General features: G+C 68.6%; 16 protein-coding genes and 2 pseudogenes. 10 read left to right on the forward strand and 8 right to left on the reverse strand.

The window, feature by feature from the left end:
- Window positions 1–2: 2 nt before the first annotated feature.
- From ACFQE0_RS24985 to nthA, 3 genes and pseudogenes are all read right to left on the reverse strand, one after another.
- Window positions 3–329 carry a nitrile hydratase accessory protein gene (locus ACFQE0_RS24985; RefSeq protein WP_378974477.1) on the reverse strand — a complete coding sequence of 109 codons (327 nt, stop codon included), beginning with the start codon at window positions 327–329 and terminating at the stop codon, window positions 3–5.
- A pseudogene (nthB, locus tag ACFQE0_RS24990) lies at window positions 326–986 on the reverse strand (nitrile hydratase subunit beta). The gene ACFQE0_RS24985 and the pseudogene nthB overlap by 4 nt, the downstream one beginning before the upstream one ends.
- Complete coding sequence (nthA, locus tag ACFQE0_RS24995; RefSeq protein WP_378974479.1) at window positions 983–1,630, reverse strand: nitrile hydratase subunit alpha; 648 nt, start codon at window positions 1,628–1,630, stop codon at window positions 983–985. The pseudogene nthB and the gene nthA overlap by 4 nt, the downstream one beginning before the upstream one ends.
- A gap of 186 nt (window positions 1,631–1,816) precedes the next feature.
- Here nthA and ACFQE0_RS25000 point away from each other — a divergent pair, with 186 nt between their 5' ends.
- The 5 genes and pseudogenes from ACFQE0_RS25000 to ACFQE0_RS25020 all read left to right on the forward strand — a co-directional run bounded on the left by ACFQE0_RS25000 (window position 1,817) and on the right by ACFQE0_RS25020 (window position 9,173).
- Window positions 1,817–2,530, forward strand: coding sequence for a sigma-70 family RNA polymerase sigma factor (locus ACFQE0_RS25000; RefSeq protein WP_378974481.1), 714 nt, complete (start codon window positions 1,817–1,819; stop codon window positions 2,528–2,530).
- A gap of 132 nt (window positions 2,531–2,662) precedes the next feature.
- Entirely contained in the window at window positions 2,663–4,207 is a 1,545-nt protein-coding gene (locus tag ACFQE0_RS25005; protein ID WP_378975691.1) for an acetolactate synthase large subunit, read from the forward strand.
- Window positions 4,204–6,536: pseudogene (locus tag ACFQE0_RS25010) on the forward strand (penicillin acylase family protein). The gene ACFQE0_RS25005 and the pseudogene ACFQE0_RS25010 overlap by 4 nt, the downstream one beginning before the upstream one ends.
- 40 nt (window positions 6,537–6,576) lie before the next feature.
- On the forward strand, window positions 6,577–8,046 hold the full coding sequence (locus ACFQE0_RS25015) for a M81 family metallopeptidase (protein ID WP_378974483.1): 1,470 nt from the start codon (window positions 6,577–6,579) through the stop codon (window positions 8,044–8,046).
- Window positions 8,046–9,173: a M20/M25/M40 family metallo-hydrolase gene (locus ACFQE0_RS25020; RefSeq protein ID WP_378974485.1), complete on the forward strand. Its 1,128-nt coding sequence runs from the start codon at window positions 8,046–8,048 to the stop codon at window positions 9,171–9,173. The genes ACFQE0_RS25015 and ACFQE0_RS25020 overlap by 1 nt, the downstream gene beginning before the upstream one ends.
- Here the strand turns inward: ACFQE0_RS25020 and ACFQE0_RS25025 are convergent.
- Window positions 9,170–10,540 (reverse strand): amidase family protein, encoded by a 1,371-nt coding sequence (locus ACFQE0_RS25025; RefSeq protein WP_378974487.1) that lies wholly within the window; start codon window positions 10,538–10,540, stop codon window positions 9,170–9,172. The two genes, ACFQE0_RS25020 and ACFQE0_RS25025, sit on opposite strands and share 4 nt — an antisense overlap.
- Before the next feature lie 347 nt (window positions 10,541–10,887).
- On the opposite strand from ACFQE0_RS25025, the gene ACFQE0_RS25030 reads away from it, so the two are divergent.
- Window positions 10,888–11,037 carry a hypothetical protein gene (locus tag ACFQE0_RS25030; RefSeq protein WP_378974489.1) on the forward strand — a complete coding sequence of 50 codons (150 nt, stop codon included), beginning with the start codon at window positions 10,888–10,890 and terminating at the stop codon, window positions 11,035–11,037.
- A 10-nt stretch (window positions 11,038–11,047) separates the two neighbouring features.
- Here ACFQE0_RS25030 and ACFQE0_RS25035 read toward each other — a convergent pair whose 3' ends face one another.
- Window positions 11,048–12,010: a metallophosphoesterase family protein gene (locus ACFQE0_RS25035; protein ID WP_465264095.1), complete on the reverse strand. Its 963-nt coding sequence runs from the start codon at window positions 12,008–12,010 to the stop codon at window positions 11,048–11,050.
- A 20-nt stretch (window positions 12,011–12,030) separates the two neighbouring features.
- Window positions 12,031–12,567: a VIT1/CCC1 transporter family protein gene (locus ACFQE0_RS25040; protein WP_378974493.1), complete on the reverse strand. Its 537-nt coding sequence runs from the start codon at window positions 12,565–12,567 to the stop codon at window positions 12,031–12,033.
- Window positions 12,568–12,778: 211 nt separating this feature from the next.
- On the opposite strand from ACFQE0_RS25040, the gene ACFQE0_RS25045 reads away from it, so the two are divergent.
- The 3 genes from ACFQE0_RS25045 to lpxK are packed head-to-tail and all read left to right on the forward strand — an operon-like array spanning window position 12,779 to window position 15,881.
- Entirely contained in the window at window positions 12,779–13,570 is a 792-nt protein-coding gene (locus ACFQE0_RS25045; protein ID WP_378974495.1) for a lysophospholipid acyltransferase family protein, read from the forward strand.
- Window positions 13,567–14,886, forward strand: a complete 1,320-nt coding sequence (locus tag ACFQE0_RS25050) for a 3-deoxy-D-manno-octulosonic acid transferase (protein ID WP_378974497.1) — start codon at window positions 13,567–13,569, stop codon at window positions 14,884–14,886. The genes ACFQE0_RS25045 and ACFQE0_RS25050 overlap by 4 nt, the downstream gene beginning before the upstream one ends.
- A complete protein-coding gene (lpxK, locus tag ACFQE0_RS25055; RefSeq protein WP_378974500.1) occupies window positions 14,886–15,881 on the forward strand; it encodes a tetraacyldisaccharide 4'-kinase in 996 nt (331 codons plus the stop codon). The genes ACFQE0_RS25050 and lpxK overlap by 1 nt, the downstream gene beginning before the upstream one ends.
- 127 nt (window positions 15,882–16,008) lie before the next feature.
- Here lpxK and ACFQE0_RS25060 read toward each other — a convergent pair whose 3' ends face one another.
- Together ACFQE0_RS25060 and ACFQE0_RS25065 are read right to left on the reverse strand one after the other, a co-directional pair.
- Entirely contained in the window at window positions 16,009–16,227 is a 219-nt protein-coding gene (locus ACFQE0_RS25060) for a DUF2093 domain-containing protein (protein ID WP_378974502.1), read from the reverse strand.
- Window positions 16,228–16,276: 49 nt separating this feature from the next.
- Window positions 16,277–17,263, reverse strand: coding sequence for a bifunctional riboflavin kinase/FAD synthetase (locus ACFQE0_RS25065; protein ID WP_378974504.1), 987 nt, complete (start codon window positions 17,261–17,263; stop codon window positions 16,277–16,279).
- Between the two features lie 242 nt (window positions 17,264–17,505).
- Between ACFQE0_RS25065 and ACFQE0_RS25070 the strand changes: the two genes are divergently transcribed.
- Window positions 17,506–17,889: a response regulator gene (locus tag ACFQE0_RS25070; protein WP_238250447.1), complete on the forward strand. Its 384-nt coding sequence runs from the start codon at window positions 17,506–17,508 to the stop codon at window positions 17,887–17,889.
- The last annotated feature ends 52 nt before the right edge of the window (window positions 17,890–17,941 follow it).

The raw sequence follows: 17,941 nt of genomic DNA on the forward strand, positions 1-17,941 counted from the left end.
GGTCAGTGCCGCCCCTGCGGGTCATTCTCCAACAGGATTGGCTGCCCGTGCGGCGTGGCATGCGCCGCCCGTAGCCATGCGGCCGTGCGGCACTCGATGCTGGTTCCATCCGCGACGCCGCGCTCAGCGAGCAGACGTTCCAGCGTCACGAGCCAGCGCCCGTAATCAGCCGCCTGCTCGCCCTCGCCCTCGGGACGGATGGTCCGCCCCAGGGCATCGGTCCATTGGCTCCAAGTGAACAGGCCCGCCTCCTGAAGCGACACGACCAGAGCGAAGACCTGCGCTTCCCAAGGCGCGGAGAACGGCCCCTTCGGGCTCGGCGCGCTCATGCCGGAACCAGATAGGGTTCGAAGGCCGCAATGGTGACGCGCCCGCCTGGATCGGCCTGCGGCCCCCAGAGGTCGGCGGCCTCGAAGGCGACGGTATAGAGCCAAGCCGGGTTTTCGCCCTGCTTGTAGGCGTTCGTATCGGGGAAGACGTGCGCGCCATGCACCGCCTCGACCCGCCCCCGCTTTCCCCGAACGTAGCGGGGCAGGCGTGTATGGCCGACCGGGTTCATCACCTTCGTGATGACCTCATCGCCCGGCGCGAAGCGGGCGGGAGCCATCGGCGTCCGGTCGCTCGGGAAACCCGCCTTGAAGCGAGGCTCCAGAATATCGGCCGTCAGCACGCGGGACACCGCGACGGGCGGTTCGGTCGCCCTCCCTGTCTCGACTTCGTCCGGTGTGGCGAGGCCGTTGGCGAGGATCTGCTTCTCCAGGGCTTCGAGCCAGATCTCGTAATAGCTCGACGAGAGATATTGCGCGGGCGGCAGGGATTCCCTGCGCGGCGCGGCTGCCATCGAGGTTCCACGTGCCGGTGAAGCCCATGGCCAGGGCGAGAGCCAGCACGCGCTTCTCCCACTCGGCGTGGAAGACCGGCTCGTTCGGTTCGGGCACAACCGGCCCGAAGCCGTGTGAGCCGCCGAGATCCTGAGCGCCGTTCATGCCCGGATCTCCGCAGCGGGTGCGAGCGGCAGGCCCGTGCCGATCATCGCATCGCGGGTGACGAGACCGGCCAAGGCCTCCTCGGAATAACCCTCAGTCCCGGCGGGGCGCATCGGCAGCACCATGAAGCGCGTCTCGGCGGTGGAGTCCCACACGGTAATCCGCGTGGTCTCGGGAAGGCTCACGCCGAACTCGGCCAGCACGCCGCGCGGATCGCTGACCGCGCGGGCACGGTAGGGCGGTGCCTTGTACCAGACCGGGGGCAGGCCCAGCACCGGCCACGGGTAGCAGGAGCAAAGAGTGCACACGACCATGTTGTGGGTGTCGGGCGTGTTCTCGACCACCACCATGTGCTCGCCGCCTCGTCCGCCGATTCCGAGTTCGGCGATGGCCGGTGTCGCGTCCGCGAGCAGCCGCGCGCGAAAGTCGGGATCGGTCCAGGCGCGGGCGACGACGCGGGCGCCCAGATGCGGGCCGACCTTGGTCTCGTACATCTCGACCAGCGCATCGAGGGCGGCGGTTTGAACGTAGCCCTTCTCCACGAGGAGGGATTCCAGCGCCTTCACCCGCGCCTCGATGGGGCTCAGGTCGCTGCCCTTATGGTCGTGATCGTGGTCGTGACCGTGGTGATGATGGTTCGACATGCACTCGTCCTCGCGCGGACAGGATGCACAAGCCCACGTCCTGCCGCCACCCCCGAATGCCGCCATACACGCCCTGTGGGATGATCCGGCAATTTCGTCCGGGTCTGTTTAGCAGTGGTTCATGTCCCAGCCCGTACGACACCTTAGATCCGTTCCAGGATGAAGTATTTTTTTCGAGGAGACGGGATGATCGCGGAGCCGCTGGATGCGCCGGAAGAGCTTGCCGCCAAGCCGTCGGCCATAGGCGCAACGCGGGATGTGGGGCGCCATCTGTCCGCGCCGTTGAAGGACTACTTCGCGCTCCGCCAAGAGGACGCTCTGCCTGAGCGCCTGTCCGGTCTCGTCGCTCGGCTCGAGGCCCTGTTCGCGGGGGCCGACCCCACGCTGGTCTTCGATTTCCGTGCCGACATCATCAACGCCCTGCCGGGCCTTCGCACCTTCGCCTTGTCCCTCTGTGGCGACGCGAGCCGTGCCGACGATCTCGTGCAGGAAGCCTTTGCCCGCGCCTGGGCGAACCAGCATCGCTTCCGCCCCGGCACGAACTTCACCGCTTGGCTGTTCACCATTCTTCGGAACCAATTCTACTCCGAGCTTCGCAAGGCCAAGCGCGAAGTTGAGGATGCAGATGGCGTCCATGCCGAGCGACTCGTCGCCCTGTCGGATCAGGAGGATGTGAGCACGCTCACCACGGTCCGCGAGCATCTAGGCAAGTTGCCCGCCGTCCAGCGCGAGGCGCTGCTGCTCGTGGGGGCCGAGGGCTTCACCTACGAGGAGGCAGCGGAACGTATCGGCTGTCAGGTCGGCACGGTGAAGAGCCGCGTGAGCCGCGCGCGGGTCGCGCTGCTGGCCGGCCTCGGCCTTGGAGCCTCGGATGGCGAGGGCCGTCCGACGATCAGGTAGCGCGGCGGGGCTGTAGCAGCCCTGCATCCGTGCCCCCTTGCGCCTCGCCCCACCCGTGCCACGATGCGCCCGATCCGGCGTACAGGGAGGAATGGCGTGGCTGAACCGACTTCGGAGGCGGCGGCTGCGCCGATGAACGGCGCCGAGAGTCTGGTGCGAACCCTGGTGGCGGGCGGGGTCGAGGTCTGTTTCACCAATCCCGGCACGTCCGAGATGCACTTCGTCGCCGCCCTCGACCGGGTCGAGGGCATGCGCTGCGTGTTGTGCCTGTTCGAGGGCGGCGCCACAGGCGCGGCAGACGGCTATGCCCGCATGGCGGATAAGCCCGCTTCGACGCTGCTCCATCTCGGCCCCGGCCTCGCGAACGGTCTCGCCAACCTGCACAATGCCCGGAGGGCGCGCTCTCCGCTCGTCAACATCGTCGGCGAGCATGCGACCTACCATCGTCAGTACGATGCCCCCCTCACCTCCGACATCGAAGGGCTGGCCAAGCCCATGTCGGCTTGGGTGCGCACCGGCCTGTCCTCGGCCGAGATCGGCCGCGACGGCGCGGATGCCATCGCTGCGGCCCGGACCGCGCCGGGCGGTGTCGCCACGCTGATCCTGCCCGCCAACACGGCCTGGGATCCCGGCACCGGCATCGCCCCCGTCCCCGCCATTCCCGAGCGAGTGAAGGCCGGGGACGAGGCGCTCAGGGAGGCGGTAAAGGCTCTGTCCAGCGGCGAACCGGTGCTTCTGCATCTCGGCGACAAGGCCGTGCGCAAGGAAGGGCGGCAGATTGCCGACCGCATCGCCCGCAAGACCGGTGCGAAGCTCCTCGCCATGACCTCGAACGCCCGGATCGACCGCGGCGTCGGCACGGTACCGATCGAGCGCCTGCCCTACCCGATCGATCAGGCCATCGAGGCGCTGAAGGGCTTCCGCCACATCATCCTGATCGGTGCGACCCAGCCCGTCGGGTTCTTCGCCTACCCCGGCAAGCCGAGCCTGCTCGCGCCGGAAGGGTGCCGCACCATCACCCTGGCGACGCCCGAACAGGACCAGATCGACGCCCTCGAACGATTGGCCGAAGCGGTGAACGCGCCGGAAGCCGCCCTGCCCGACCTGGGTATTCGGCCGGAGATCCCGACATCGGAAAAGCTCGATCAGGACGCCATCGGCGCGGTCATCGGTGCGCTGATCCCGGAAGGCGCGGTGATATGCGATGAATCCCTCACCACCGGCCGCAACTATTTCGGGCTCACAAAGGCCAGCGCCCCGCATTCCTGGCTTCAGCTCAGCGGCGGCTCCATCGGCGTCGGGATCCCGATGGCGACGGGTGCCGCGGTCGCCTCGCCCGGCCGGAAGGTGATCAACCTCCAGGCCGATGGCAGCGGCCTCTACACGGTGCAGGCACTTTGGACGCAGGCGCGCGAACGCCTCGACGTGGTGACGGTGGTCTGGTCGAACCGCGCCTACGCGATCCTTCGCGGCGAGCTCGCCAATGTCGGCGCGCACAATCCCGGGCCGAAGGCCATCGGGATGCTGAGCCTCGATGATCCGGCGATCGACTGGGTGTCCCTGGCGCGGGGCTTCGGCGTCGATGGACGCCGCGTCGAGACGCTGCCCGCCTTCATCGACGCCCTGAAGCACGGGATCGCCGAGAAGGGCCCGTACCTGATCGAGGTCGTCCTGTGAGTGAGACCTTCGCGCTGGCCGGCCTGTCCGGGCCGGCGGAGATCAGGATCGATGCGTCCGGCCTCGCCCATATCCAGGCGGGCAGCACGCTCGATGCCTTCCGGGTTCAGGGCTTCAACGCCGCCCGCGACCGGTTGTGGCAGCTCGACCTGTGGCGCAAGCGCGGGCTCGGGCTGCTGGCGGCAGATTTCGGTCCGGGCTTCATCGCCCAGGACAGGGCCGCGCGGCTGTTCCTCTACCGGGGCGACATGGCCGCCGAATGGGCCGCCTACGGTCCGCAGGACACGAAAGCCATCGTCTCCGCCTTCGTCGGCGGTCTGAACGCCTTCATCGCCCTCACCGACCGCCGGCCGGATCTGCTCCCCCCGGAATTCGCGCGGATGGGAACGAGGCCTGCACCTTGGGCGCCGGAGGATGTGGTGCGAATCCGCAGCCATGGGCTGGTGCGGAACCTGCCGTCGGAAGTGGCCCGCGCGAAGGTCCTCGCGGGTGGGGGCGGTCATGCCGTGGACGACCTGCGCAAGCGACTGAGCCCGCCCCACGATCCTGTCGTGCCGGCGGGACTGGGCGTGTCGGATTGGCCCGACGATCTCCTCGACCTGTTCCGCCTTGCCACCGCGCAGGTCCACCTGACGCCTGAGCGGCTCGCTGCCACGCGAGAGGAGGCTTGGGCTTGGTCGAAGGTCGATGCGCATGGCCATATCGGGCGGCAGCAGAGTGCGCCGCCGCCTGAGTCGAGCGAGGGGTCGAACAACTGGGTCGTGGGGCCCAGCCGCACGGCGACGGGTCGGCCGATCTTGGCGAGCGACCCGCACCGGATCTACCTGAACCCATCACTGCGATACGCCGTGCACCTTACGGCGCCGGGGCTCGACGTGATCGGCGCGGGCGAGCCTGCCCTCCCCGGCATCTCCATCGGCCACAACGGGCACGCCGCCTTCAGCCTGACCATCGCGCCGATGGATCAGGAGGATCTGTTCGTCTGCGAGAAGCATCCGGATGATAACGATCTCGTCCGCCACGGTAATGGCTTCGAGCCCATCCGACGCCTGCACGAGGCGATTCCCGTGCGGGGCGGCCCGGACGAGCCGGTCACCCTCGCCTTCACCCGCCACGGGCCGGTGATCGCGGAGGATGGGCAGCGCGCCTTTGCGTTGGCGACGGTCTGGTCCTCACCCGGTGCCGCGGCCTATCTCGGCAGCCTTGCCTATCTCGACGTCACGTCGCCCGAGGCGTTCGGGCAGGCCCTGCGGCACTGGTCGGCACCCTCGGTGAACCAGCTCTATGCCGACCGGGATGGGCGGGTCGCGTGGTTCATGGCGGGCAAAGCTCCGCGCCGCCCGGCCCATGACGGGCTGCTGCCCGTCCCAGGCGACGGGGGTTCGATTGGGCGGGCTTCCTCGACGCGGAGGAACTGCCCCGCGCCATCGATCCGGTCGAGGGCTGGCTCGCCACCGCCAACGAGATGAATCTGCCGCCCGGCTATCCGGCGGAGACCCGCAAGGTCGGCTTCGAATGGCACGAGCCGTGGCGCGCCCGGCGCATCCGAACGGTCTTGAGTGGCCAGACTGCCCACGATCTCGCGGATTCAAAGGCCCTACAAACCGATGTCTTTTCGGAACCCGCTCTGCGCGTAGCCCGGCTCGCCTGTGCCGTCCCGCATGGCGATGCCGAAACCATCGCCGTGCGGGAATTGCTGCAAGATTTCGATGGACTTCTCACCGCCGATAGCGCCGCAGCCGCCTTCACCGAGGTGCTGTGGGTGCGCCATCTCCGCCCCGCCGCAATCAAGGCCTTCGTGCCCGATGCGACGCTGCGCGTGCTGATCCCGCCGGGCGACACCCAGAGCCTCATCGAGCGGCTGGAGGCCGATGCCTCGATCCGGGGCGCGATCCTGCTGCCGTCGCTGAAGGCTGCCTGGGCCACCTGCCGGACGCTGATGGGCGACGATCCCGCCGCCTGGGCCTGGGGGACGCTCCATCGGGCGCTCTTCGCCCATCCCCTCGCGGCCTGCGGCGCGGAGGAATGGAACGTCGGTCCCTTCCCGCTCGGCGGCGCCGGGGCCAGCGTGATGCATGCGGAGTATCGCACCGACACGTTCGGCATCACCAACGGCGCTTCGTTCCGCATGGTGGTCGATGTCGGGGAGTGGGACAACTCGGTCTACGTCAACGTACCCGGCCAATCCGGCAACCCGCTCAGCCCGCATTACCGCGACCTCGCGGAGATCTGGGGGCGGCAGGGCTACGCGCCGATGCCCTATTCGCCCGCGGCGGTGGCCGCGGCCACCGTCGTCACGATCCGCCTCGAGCCTGCAAACGGCGCGTGACTTGCTCGCCCCGAGGCGTCGCAGCTCCGAAGGATGCCCCTTGAAGATCTTCATCGCCGGCCTTGCCACCGAGACCAACACCTTTGCCCCGCTGCCTACGGGCCGCGCGGCTTTTCTGGCCGACTACTCCCGCCGCGAGGGCACGGCCGCCCCGCCTGCGCTGAGCAATATCGGCCTCAAGGCCTGGCGGGAGATGGGCGAGGCGGACGGCCATGAGGTGATCGAAAGCATCTCGACCTTCGCGCAGCCCGGCGGGATCACCCTGCAGGCGGTCTACGAGGACTTACGGGACACGCTGCTCGACGATCTGCGCGCGGCGATGCCGGTCGACGCCGTGCTGCTGTTCATGCACGGGGCGATGGTGGCCGAGGGCTACGACGATTGCGAGGGCGACACCCTCGAAAAGGTCCGCGACGTCGTCGGGCCGGACGTGACGATCGGTGCTGAGATCGACCTGCACTGCCACCTCACCGAGACGATGCGGCGTTCATCGGACGTGATGGTGATCTACAAGGAGTACCCGCACACCGACATCGTGGACCGCGCCCGCGACCTCTACCCGCTGGTCGTGGCAACGGCAGAGAAGCGCATCCGCCCGGTCATGGCCTATTCCGATTGCCGGATGGTGAGCATGTGGAAGACGACTCGCGAGCCGATCGCGGGCTTCGTGCACAAGATGCTTTCGCTGGAGGGCAAGGACGGAATCCTGTCTGTCTCCTTCGGCCACGGTTTCCCCTATGCCGACGTGGCCGATGTCGGCGCGAAGATGCTCGTGGTCGCCGATGGCGATGCGGCCAAGGCGCAGGCCCTGGCGGACGACCTTGCGGCGGATATCTGGGCGATGCGCGAGAGTGCCGCGACGCAGTTCGACACGATCGACGCCGCCATCGATGCGGCGCTCGCCTCGGACGATCCGCGGCCGATGGTTCTCGCCGACACCGCCGACAATGCCGGGGCGGGCGCGCCCTCCGACAACACGGCGATCCTCGCCCGGCTCGTCGCCCGCCGCGTGAAAGGCGCGGCGCTCGGGATGATCTGGGACCCCGGCGCGGTCGGCATCTGCCACGAGGCGGGGCTCGGCGCGACCTTCGACCTGCGCATCGGGGGCAAATGCGGCGTCACCTCTGGTGATCCGGTCGATCTGCGCGTGACCGTGCGCGGCCTCTCCGAGGATCACAGCCAAGGCGGACTCAGCGGTGGGCGCGCCCATCTCGGCCCGGCGGCCTGGGTCGAGGCGGACGGCATTCACATCGTGCTGACGCACAAACGCCAGCAGCCTTTCGCGCCCGATGCCTTCACCGGCCTCGGCCTCAGCCTCGACGACAAGCGCATCGTGGTCGTGAAGTCGATGCAGCATTTCTATGCGGGCTTCGTCCCCATCGCCTCGGAGGTCCGCTACGTCGCGGTGCCGGGGGCGGTGCCGCCGGATTACGGCGCGCTGCCCTTCACGAAGCGCGATCCGAACTATTGGCCGCGCGTGGCCGACCCCTTCGCCGAGAGCGCCCGCTGATGCGCGACCTGTCCTTCTCCACCGATGCCCTGCTCGCCACGTTGCGCGAATGGGTCGAATGCGAAAGCCCGACCTACGACCGGTCGGCGGTGAACCGCATGATGGCGCTCGCGGCCCGCGACCTCGCTTTGCTCGGCGCGCAGGTCGAGACGATCCCCGGCCGGATGGGGCTCGGCGATTGCGTGCGCGCCCGCCTGCCCCATCCGCGGCGGGACGAGCCCGGCATCCTGATCCTCGGCCATCTCGATACGGTCCATCCGGTCGGCACGCTGGCGCAGCTTCCCTGGCGGATCGAGGGCAACCGGGCCTATGGGCCGGGCATCCTCGACATGAAGGGCGGCAACGTCATTGCGGTGGCCGCGATCCGTGCCCTGATCGAGGCTGGGCAGCGCACGCCCCTGCCGGTGACGGTGCTGTTCACCAGCGACGAGGAAATCGGCAGTCCAGCCACCCGCGATCTGATCGAGGCCGAGGCCTCCCGGCATGCCTTTGTGCTCGTACCGGAGCCCGGTCAGCCCGGCGACGGCGTGGTGACCGGCCGCTACGCCATCGCCCGGTTCGATCTGGAAGCCGTCGGCCGACCGAGCCATGCCGGGACGTCGCCCGGCGAGGGGCGCTCGGCCATTCGCGCCATGGCGCGCAAGGTCCTCGCCATCGATGCCCTGTCGGATGCCGATTGCACGGTCTCGACCGGCATCGTGTCCGGCGGGCAATGGGTGAATTGCGTGCCGACCGTCTGCAAGGGACAGGCTCTCAGCATGGCCAAGCGCCAAGCCGACCTCGACCGGGTGGTCGATCAGATGCTCGCCCTGTCCAGAGAGGAGGAGGGCGTGCGTTTCACCGTGAGGCGCGGCGTCACGCGCCCGGTCTGGGAACCCGATGCAGGCACGCTCGCCCTCTATGCCATGGCGCGAGACCTCGCGGCCGAAACGGGCGTAGACCTATTCCATTGCAGCGCGGGCGGCGGCTCGGATGGCAACTTCACCGGGGCCAGGGGCATCCCGACCCTCGACGGCCTCGGCGTGCTAGGCGCGGGCTTCCACACGCTCGATGAGCATGTGCTGATCGATTCCCTGCCCCGCCGTGCCTCTCTCTTTGCCGGACTGCTGATGCGGTTGGGCGCCTAGGCCGCGTCCACCGGATCGACCGGCATGGGCGGAACGCCGCCTGCCTCGATCGCTTCGCCCGCCGCGAGGCACAGATCTTCCCGGAAGCGCCCGGCGACGATCTGGACGCCGACCGGCGTGCGGCCGACGAGGCCGGTCGTGACCGTCAGGGCGGGAAGGCCGAGCGGCGCTAGCGCAACCTGAAGAAGCTGCGCTTCGAACACACGGGCAATGCCTTCTGGCGTGCGGTCCAACCCGTCCGGGAACGGCAACTCGCCCGAGACAGGCACGAGTAGCACCGGATTCTCCGCGAGGAAGACCGACCATTGCCGCACCAGCGTCGCACGCCGGGTCAGCGCCTGGGCGATCGCGTCTGGCCCCAGTGCCTCGGCCCGGCTGCGGAAGGCCTCGAGAATTCCGATGGCTGCCGGATCGCCCTCACGCTCCGCCGCCGCGCGAACCGCTGCGAATCCATCCCCGAGCCAGAGGGTGAGCTGGATCTCGTTCGCTTCCCGCAGGGGCGGGGTATCGGCGATCTCCTCGACGTGCCATCCGGCCGCTTCGAGGCGGCGGGCGGCGTCGCGGAGGGCAGACTCGATCTCGGGGGCGATGGCCATCCCGCCCGGCCGCAGGCACAGGGCCGCCCGGCGCGGCATGGACGGGCCTTCGAGGGGCGCAGGCACCCACCACGGGTCGCGCGAGTCCGCCGCCGCCATGGCGGTGAGCCCGAGGCGGATATCAGGAATGCTGCGGGCGAGTGGGCCCGACACCGCCATCAGCTGCGGCCCGATCCCCCGTTCGGGTGACGAGGCGTTCCAAGCCGGGATGCGCCCGAAGCTCGGGCGCAGGCCGTGGACGCCGCAGGCATAGGCCGGATAACGCACCGATCCCGCGATGTCGGTGCCGTGGGCGATGGCACCGATGCCCGCCGCCACGGCAGCTCCTGCGCCACCGGACGAGCCGCCCGGCGTCAGTGCGGGATCGCGCGGGTTTTTCGTCTCGCCATGTAGTCCGTTGGTGGTGAACCAGCGGAGCGAAAAGGCCGGTGTGTTGGTGCGCCCAAGGAGGACCGCCCCCGCCCGGCGGAAATTCGCGACGACCGGGCTGTCGCCCTTCGCGACGAGATCCTTTTGGAGACGCAGGCCGTTCGTGGTGGCGAAGCCCGTCTGGTCGGCATTGACTTTGATCGTTACCGGCACGCCCGCCAGCGGGCCCGGATCGCCACCCCGCGCCAGGGCGGCATCGATGGCTTCGGCCTCAGTCAAAACGTCCTCGGGCCGGTGGTCCACGACGGCATTGATCGCGCCGTTGACCGCCGAGAGCCGGTCGAGGGCGTCGGACGCCGCCTCCCGGGCCGAGACTTCGCGTGCCCGGATGCGGGCCGCCAATTCCGTCGCGGACAGGCGCCAGAGCCTGCATGAAACGACCTCAAACCTTCCCGGTGGACGCGATTCGCGGGGTATTGATCCGGCTAAAACCGGATCAGGCGGCTAAATTCAAAATGCAGCACGCCTGCCGATAATTTGGGCAAAGGCGGGATTGCACGTTCCCTCAACGATTTCCCGCATTGCACATCTCGCACCATCGGTACTTCACCACAGGTCGGCCTTGCGTCCAAGCCGCGCTTGCCTAACCTCGCGACCATGATGCGCATCTGACCCGAGCGTCGGCCCAGAACGGGTGCGGCGCCTCAAGAACCCCTGCAAGAGCTTTCTCCAGCAAGAGGCAGGTTCCCATGTCCGAAGCCATTCGCGTCAAGCCGACCCATGACGGCACCTACACGGTCTATCGTGGCACCCTCGCCCTGGTGAGCGGCCTGACCCGCAGCGAGGCAGAACGCTACGAAGCGAAGCTCAGCCGCAGGCAGGAGCTTATGGTCGTCTGATCGTCCCGGCTCAAGCCGACAAGGCCGGGCTCGCTCCCAGATCAAGGGGACCGAGATCGGCCATGGTTCCGGCGGCGTCCAGGCCACGCCGCCGGGCCGCGATGGCAAAGCCCTCGCCCGCCCGTTCGATCTCATAGAGCACATAGCCCGCACGGCGGGCCGGGAGGGCGCCATGCCCGTCCGGCAGCGCCGAGGCGGAGGGCACCCCCACCACCGGGACCGGCCGTCCGCCCGGCCCGGTGATGTGGGCGAGGCTCGAAACGTGGTTGTGGCCGTGAAGGATCAGGTCCGCCCCCACCCGGCCGATCATCGCGGCGAAGGCCGCAGAATCCTTCAACTCCCGCCCCGGCGACGCGCCGCCGGGATGCGGCGGATGGTGGATCATCACCACCCGGCAGGGCCGCCCCGGCTCGGTCGCCAGCGCGCGCAACAAGGTTTCGGCCGCCGCGAGTTGGGGCGGGCCGAGGCGTCCGCTCGCCACGAACGGCTTCGTCGGGATGGCGCTCGACAGGCCGATCAGCGCCACCGGCCCTCGCCTCCGCAGGTAGGGGAAATGGCCGCGCGTCCCTGAATCGTCCGACGTGAAGGCGCCGCAGGCTTCGAGCAGACCTTCGAGGGAGCCGCGCACATAGGCGTCGTGATTGCCCGGCACGAGGCTCACCTCGTCCGGCGACCCGAGGGCCTGCATGAAGGACAGGGCCGTCGCCCATTCGCTCGGCAGGCCGATATTGCAGAGGTCGCCGGTGCAGGCGATGTGACCCGCGCCCTGTGCCCGCAGATCCGTGACCAGCGACGACAGGGTCGCCATGTCGTGGCTGCGGGAGCGGCCCCGGCGCCAATTGGCGTAGCCGGTCGCCCTCTTTCCGAAGAGTTGGCTGAAGCGAGGACGGCCGAGTGGGCCGACATGCGGGTCGCTGAGATGCGCGAGGCGGAAGGTCAAGCGAGGGGGCGCTCCGGACGTCGCCCCCGGCATCGCGGCGGCAGGCGCTCGCGTCAAGCGCTGCCGATCAGGATGCCCGTCACGAGGACCAGCACGCCGCCGAGCATGACTTGAAGGGCCGCCCGCCAGAACGGCGTCGCCATGTAGCGGGTGCGGATGCCCGCGATCACTGCGAGTTCGATCACCACCACCGCCACGGCGAGCGTCGTCGCCAGCCAGAACGCGTTCGGCCAGCCGGGAGGCAGGGTGTCGGGGATCGCGTAGGGCAGGGTGTGGCCGAGCCCGCCCACCGTCGTCATCACCCCGCAGACGATGCCGCGGACCAGCGGACTGCCCCTTCCCGTCACGCTGCCGTCGTCGGACAGCGCTTCCGTGAAGCCCATGCTGATGCCGGCGCCGACCGAGGCCGCGAGCCCGACGAGGAAGGTCGACCAATTGTGTCCGGTCGCGAAGGCGGCCGCGAAGATCGGCGCCAGGGTCGAGACCGAGCCGTCGATCAGCCCCGCGAGGCCAGGCTGGACGTAGCGCAGGACGAGGTCGCGCCGCGCTTCCGCAAGGGCTGCCGCCGCATCGTCGATCACCATGGACATGCCCACACCCTCTTAATGAGTCTCTCTGGAATTGTTCCAATCTACAGTTTGGAATGGATATAAACAAGCGTTCGACACACGTTTGTGAGTCTGATCGTCGCTCTGTGCGCTATGAGCCTTGGGGGCTCCGCGCCGCCGAATGTCTGATCCCGGCGGCTTGAACCCGGCCGCCCGACGGGGCTATTCCGCCGGGCCTGACACGCGGGCCGTAATGAGTTTTTTCAAGCGTCTTCTTCGACAGCCGCTCGTGAAGCAGGCGCTCGGGCGCCTTGCTGCCGGCTACCTGCGTCTGCTGCGCGCGACGAATCGCTTTACCTTCGAGGTCGGCTCAGGCGTCGCTGGGCCTCCGTCTGCCGCCGACCCTTGGCTCGATGCGCAACTGCCCGCGATCTTCGGCATGTGGCACGGCCAGCACATCCAGATGTCGCTGATGATGCGGCCGACCGACCGGGTCGCCACGATCATCTCCCGCAACCCGGACGGGGACATCAACACCATCGCCCTCGAACGCCTCGGCGTGCGGGTGATGCGTGCCTCCGGCGCCCGTGGTCGCCGCCGGTCTGCCGATACCCGGTCCAAGGGCGGGGCCGAGGGTCTGCGAGGCATGCTGAAGGCGCTGAAGGCGGGAGAATCGGTGGCCTTCAGCGCGGACGTCCCCAAGATCACGCGGCGCTGCGATGCGGGCATCCTCACCCTTGCGCGCTTCGCCGGACGGCCGATCGTCCCAACCGCCGTGGTGACGAGCCGACACATCCGATTCGGTTCGTGGGACAAGGCGTGTCTGTCCTTGCCGTTCGGCAAGGGAGCGGTCGTCCTGGGTGAGCCGATCTTCGTGCCGCGCGAATGCGAGGGCGAGGCATTCGAGCGGGTGCGGCGTCATCTCGAGGCGGAGATGGACCGGGTCCATGTCCGCGCCTATGCCCTCGTCGGGCGCCACGACCGCGCCGCCTATTACGATGCCCCCATCGCCCCGGTGGGCGCCCTGCCGGAGGGCGTGGCGTGAGGCGCCCTGCCCTGACATTGCCGCTTCGGCTCTACCGGACCGGCCTGCGGATCGGTGAGCCTGCGGTGGCCGGTCTCCTCGCATGGCGCGCCCGGCGCGGCAAAGAGGACCCGCGCCGCCTGGGCGAACGCCGGGGGCTACCTGGGCGCGCCCGTCCGGTCGGCCCGCTCGTGTGGATGCACGGGGCGAGCGTCGGTGAGGTGCTGTCCCTCGTCGCTCTCGTGGAGGGCATGATCGCCCGGCGCTATTCAGTGCTGGTCACTACCGGCACGCGCACCGCCGCCGACCTCATCGGCTCCCGCCTGCCGCCCGGTGCCGTCCACCAATACGTGCCCCTGGATGCGCCGCGCTGGATCGAGCGATTCCTCGAACACTGGCAGCCTGACATCGCGGTGGTGGCGGAGTCGGAGATCTGGCCGAACACGATCGTCGCCCTCGACGAGCGTGATATCCCGTTGATCCTCGTGAACGGGCGCATGTCCGAGCGGTCGTTCCGGGGCTGGGAGCGGTCCAAGCGCACCGCCGCCGCGCTGCTCTCGCGCATCGCGATCTGCCTCGCCCAGACGGAGGATGACGGCGCCCGCTTCGCGATGCTCGGAGCGCCCCGCGTCTCGGTAACGGGAAACCTGAAGTTCGACGCACCGATCCCGCCCGTCGATCCGCAGCAGCTCAATTACCTTCGCCCGATGATGGCCGGGCGCCCCGTCTGGCTCGCGGCCAGCACGCACGAGGGTGAGGAGGCGGCTATCGCCTATGCCCATGCCGAGTTGAGAACGCGCTTTCCGAACCTGCTCACCGTGCTCGCGCCCCGCCATCCGGGACGGGGTGCGGAAGCGGCCGCCTGCGCCGCGGCAGCGGGTTTGCGCACCGCCCGTCGCTCGGCGGGCGGGCGCCCGCATCCAAGCGTCGATCTGTATGTGGCGGATACGATCGGCGAACTCGGCCTGTTCTACCGGCTGAGTCCCCTCGTTTTCGTCGGTGGCTCGCTCGTGCCGCGCGGTGGCCAGAATCCCATCGAGCCCGTCCGCCTGGAAGCGGCCGTGCTGCATGGCCCCCATACGAGCAATTTCTCTCAGGTCTACGAAGCCCTGGATCGAGCCGGGGGTGCGGCGCTCGTCGCCAATGGGGCCGAGCTTGCCGACAATGTGGGGCGCCTCCTCGACGACCGGTCCCGTCTCACCGCGATGGCCGAGGCGGGGCAGGCGGCGCTCAAGCCCTTCGAGGGTGCCGTAGCACGCACCTTGTCGGTGCTCGATCCCTTCGTTGCCCAGATGAAGTTGCAAGGCCTTCACGCGGCTGGACGTTCGCGGGCCTGATGCGAGAGCCCGGCTTCTGGCAGGCCGGGCACGGCCATCTCGCGGCGCGGTTGCTGGCCCCGCTCGCCGCGCTCTACGGCGCCGCAGGGGCGCGGCGCATGGACCAACCGGGCGCCATAGGCCCCTGCCCCGTGATCTGTCTCGGCAACTTCACCCTTGGCGGTGCGGGCAAGACGCCCGCCGCCCTGGCTGTCGCTGCGATCCTGCAGGACCTCGGCGCTGCGCCCGTCTTCCTCAGCCGGGGCTATGGTGGACGTCTCGCTGGTCCGGTCCAGGTTTCCGCGACCCACGGTTCGGCCGATGTCGGGGACGAACCGCTCCTCCTCGCCCGCGCGGCCCCGGCCGTCATCGCCCGCGACCGCCCGGCCGGGGCGGCGCTTTGCCGGAGCCTTGGGGCCACGGCCATCGTGATGGATGACGGGTTGCAGAACCCGAGCCTCGCGAAAAGCCTCGCCTTTGCCGTGATCGATGCCGCGACGGGTGTCGGCAATGGACGGGTCTTTCCCGCCGGGCCCCTCCGCCTGCCGTTGCGGCGCCAATGGCCCCATATCGGCGGGGTGATCCTGATCGGCGAAGGCGCTGCGGGCGATGCGCTTGCGGCGGAGGCGAAAACGCGGGGCTGCCCCGTTCACCGGGCACGGCTCGTACCCGACGCGGTCGACCTGTCCTCGGGACGCTGGCTCGCCTTCGCCGGAATCGGGCGGCCCGAGAAATTCTTCACGACACTGCGCGAGGCTGGCGCAGCCCTGGTGGGCACTCGGTCCTTCCCGGACCATCACCCCTATCGCGAGGCGGAACTCATGGCGCTGGCGGAGGAGGCGGACAGGCTCGGCGTCCGGATGATTACGACGGAGAAGGACGCCGTCCGGCTGCCGCCCGGCTTCGCCGCCCGGGTCGAGGTACTGAAGGTCGTCCTGCGGTTCGAGGACGAGGAGTCGGTTCGCCGACAGCTGACGGCGGTCATTCAGCGAGCGACGTCAGAGACTTATCTGTGAGACTTGGTGCCAAATTTCAGGATGAGCGCTCGTTCATGCGCTCGATCGAAGAAGTCTGCTAAGCCATTCTAAAACAACGTCATTGCGAGCTTGGCGCGGACAATGACGGTGGTGGAACTCGCACGGTTTACGGCCGGCCGTGAGCCTTGAGGCGGGTCATGAGAGCTTCCGGCGTGGCATAGGCCTCCTGCCGGGCGACGCTCCAATAGCGGAGGTTGTCGAGGTGAATGGCATCGCCCGTCACGGCGCAGCGCACGAAGCTGCCGGGCTTCACCACGCGCATGGTGCCGTCGCCATAGGAGACGACCGCCTCACCCGAATTCCCACGATCCAACCGGCCCAGCACATCCGCCTCCGCGATGATGATTCCGCCCTTCTATACCGGGCCGACCGTCTCAGGCGAGCATGGACGGCACGGTGTCGGTCGCGAGCAGCCTTTTCGCCTCCGCCGCATCGAGATGCATACGCGCGATCAGATCCTCCGCGCTGGCGAAACGCTCCTCGCCCCGGATGAAGCCCACGAACTCGACGCCGAGTTCCTGCCCGTACAGATCGCCCGAAAAATCGAACAGGTTCACTTCGAGCAGGGGTGCGCCGTCATCGAAGGTCGGGCGGCGGCCATAACTGGCTACGCCGTCCTTAATCGTACCGTCGGGCAGCCGGATCCGCACCGCATAGATTCCATGCGCCAGAGCGCAATCGGCGAGCATCAGGTTCGCGGTCGGATAACCGAGTGTCCGTCCGCGCTTGTCGCCGTGGCGGACGGTGGCGGTCACGAACCAGCGGTAGCCGAGGAGCGCGTTCGCCCGCGCCACGTCGCCTTCCGACAGCGCCATGCGGATCTTGCTCGACGACACTTGCTCTTCCTCCCCCGTCAGGGCCACCGGCTCCACGAGGCGGCAGCTCAACCCGGCCTCGCGGCACAATTCACGCAGGAGGGACGGCGTCCCCTCCCGGGCGCGGCCGAAATGGAAGTCGTGACCGACGACCACGCCCGACAGGCCGAGCCCATCGCGCAGAAAATCGATCACGAAGGCGCGAGCGCTGGTTCCGGCGAGGTCGGCATCGAAGCGCCGGACGATCAGTCCATCTAGGCCGCATCTGGCGAAGACGATTTGTTTCGCGTGTTCCCCGCTTAGCTGGAACATCGGCGCGTCGGGCCGGAAGAACGCACGCGGATGCGGCTCGAAGGTCAGCGCCACGGCGGGATGGCCGCCCGCCCTCGCCTCCTCGCGTACGGCAGCCGCCAGCGCCCTGTGGCCGCGATGCACGCCATCGAAATTACCGATGGCCGCCACGGCCCCTCGCAGGGCGTCCGGCAGGGGCTCGTCCGCGCGGCAGAGCAGGAAGGGCCGCACGGTCGTGTCGTCGCCTGAGGCCATCTTTGCTGACGTCGAAACTCTCGGAAGCGTCGGCAGCGGATGCCACCATCCGGCCCCAACGCGGCCGGACCCTGCCGAAACCGGCGTGGCCGGTCAAGCGAGGTGTCTTTGTCCACTTTAACGCCTTTGCAAGATGGTCGGCGCTAAGGTCTCGACAGGTTCCGTTGGATGATCCCGACGGGCAGATCAATCCATACAGTCCAGGATTTCAGTCTCCTGGATGACTTCGGAGCATTTGGTTCATGGCTCTCGATCTGAGCATGCCGATCCTCGTCGTCGACGATTATCAGACGATGGTCCGCATTATCCGCAACCTGCTCAAGCAGCTCGGCTTCGAAGAAGTCGATGATGCTTCCGACGGGACGGCCGCCCTCGCCCGGATGAAGGGCCGCAAGTATGGCCTCGTGATCTCGGATTGGAACATGGAGCCCATGACGGGCTACGAGCTCCTTCGCCACGTCCGCGCGGATGAAAGCCTGCGCACCACGCCGTTCATCATGGTCACCGCCGAGTCGAAAACCGAGAACGTCATCGCTGCCAAGAAGGCGGGCGTGAACAACTACATCGTCAAGCCGTTCAATGCGGCGACGCTGAAGTCCAAGATCGAAGCCGTCTGCGGTAGCTGACGGATCCATCGGGGCACGACGGCGCCAACGCTGCGTGCCCCCAAAGTAGCGA

It is taken from the genome of Methylobacterium komagatae (assembly GCF_042661665.1).
Taxonomy (GTDB): domain Bacteria; phylum Pseudomonadota; class Alphaproteobacteria; order Rhizobiales; family Beijerinckiaceae; genus Methylobacterium; species Methylobacterium komagatae.

Coding starts and splice junctions, on each gene's coding strand:
- ACFQE0_RS24985 (WP_378974477.1), bottom strand. CDS start 329: ATGAGCGCGCCGAGCCCGAAGGGGCCGTTCTCCGCGCCTTGGGAAGCG.
- nthA (WP_378974479.1), bottom strand. CDS start 1,630: ATGTCGAACCATCATCACCACGGTCACGACCACGATCACGACCATAAG.
- ACFQE0_RS25000 (WP_378974481.1), top strand. CDS start 1,817: ATGATCGCGGAGCCGCTGGATGCGCCGGAAGAGCTTGCCGCCAAGCCG.
- ACFQE0_RS25005 (WP_378975691.1), top strand. CDS start 2,663: ATGAACGGCGCCGAGAGTCTGGTGCGAACCCTGGTGGCGGGCGGGGTC.
- ACFQE0_RS25020 (WP_378974485.1), top strand. CDS start 8,046: ATGCGCGACCTGTCCTTCTCCACCGATGCCCTGCTCGCCACGTTGCGC.
- ACFQE0_RS25030 (WP_378974489.1), top strand. CDS start 10,888: ATGTCCGAAGCCATTCGCGTCAAGCCGACCCATGACGGCACCTACACG.
- ACFQE0_RS25035 (WP_465264095.1), bottom strand. CDS start 12,010: ATGCCGGGGGCGACGTCCGGAGCGCCCCCTCGCTTGACCTTCCGCCTC.
- ACFQE0_RS25040 (WP_378974493.1), bottom strand. CDS start 12,567: ATGTCCATGGTGATCGACGATGCGGCGGCAGCCCTTGCGGAAGCGCGG.
- ACFQE0_RS25045 (WP_378974495.1), top strand. CDS start 12,779: ATGAGTTTTTTCAAGCGTCTTCTTCGACAGCCGCTCGTGAAGCAGGCG.
- lpxK (WP_378974500.1), top strand. CDS start 14,886: ATGCGAGAGCCCGGCTTCTGGCAGGCCGGGCACGGCCATCTCGCGGCG.
- ACFQE0_RS25065 (WP_378974504.1), bottom strand. CDS start 17,263: ATGGCCTCAGGCGACGACACGACCGTGCGGCCCTTCCTGCTCTGCCGC.
- ACFQE0_RS25070 (WP_238250447.1), top strand. CDS start 17,506: ATGGCTCTCGATCTGAGCATGCCGATCCTCGTCGTCGACGATTATCAG.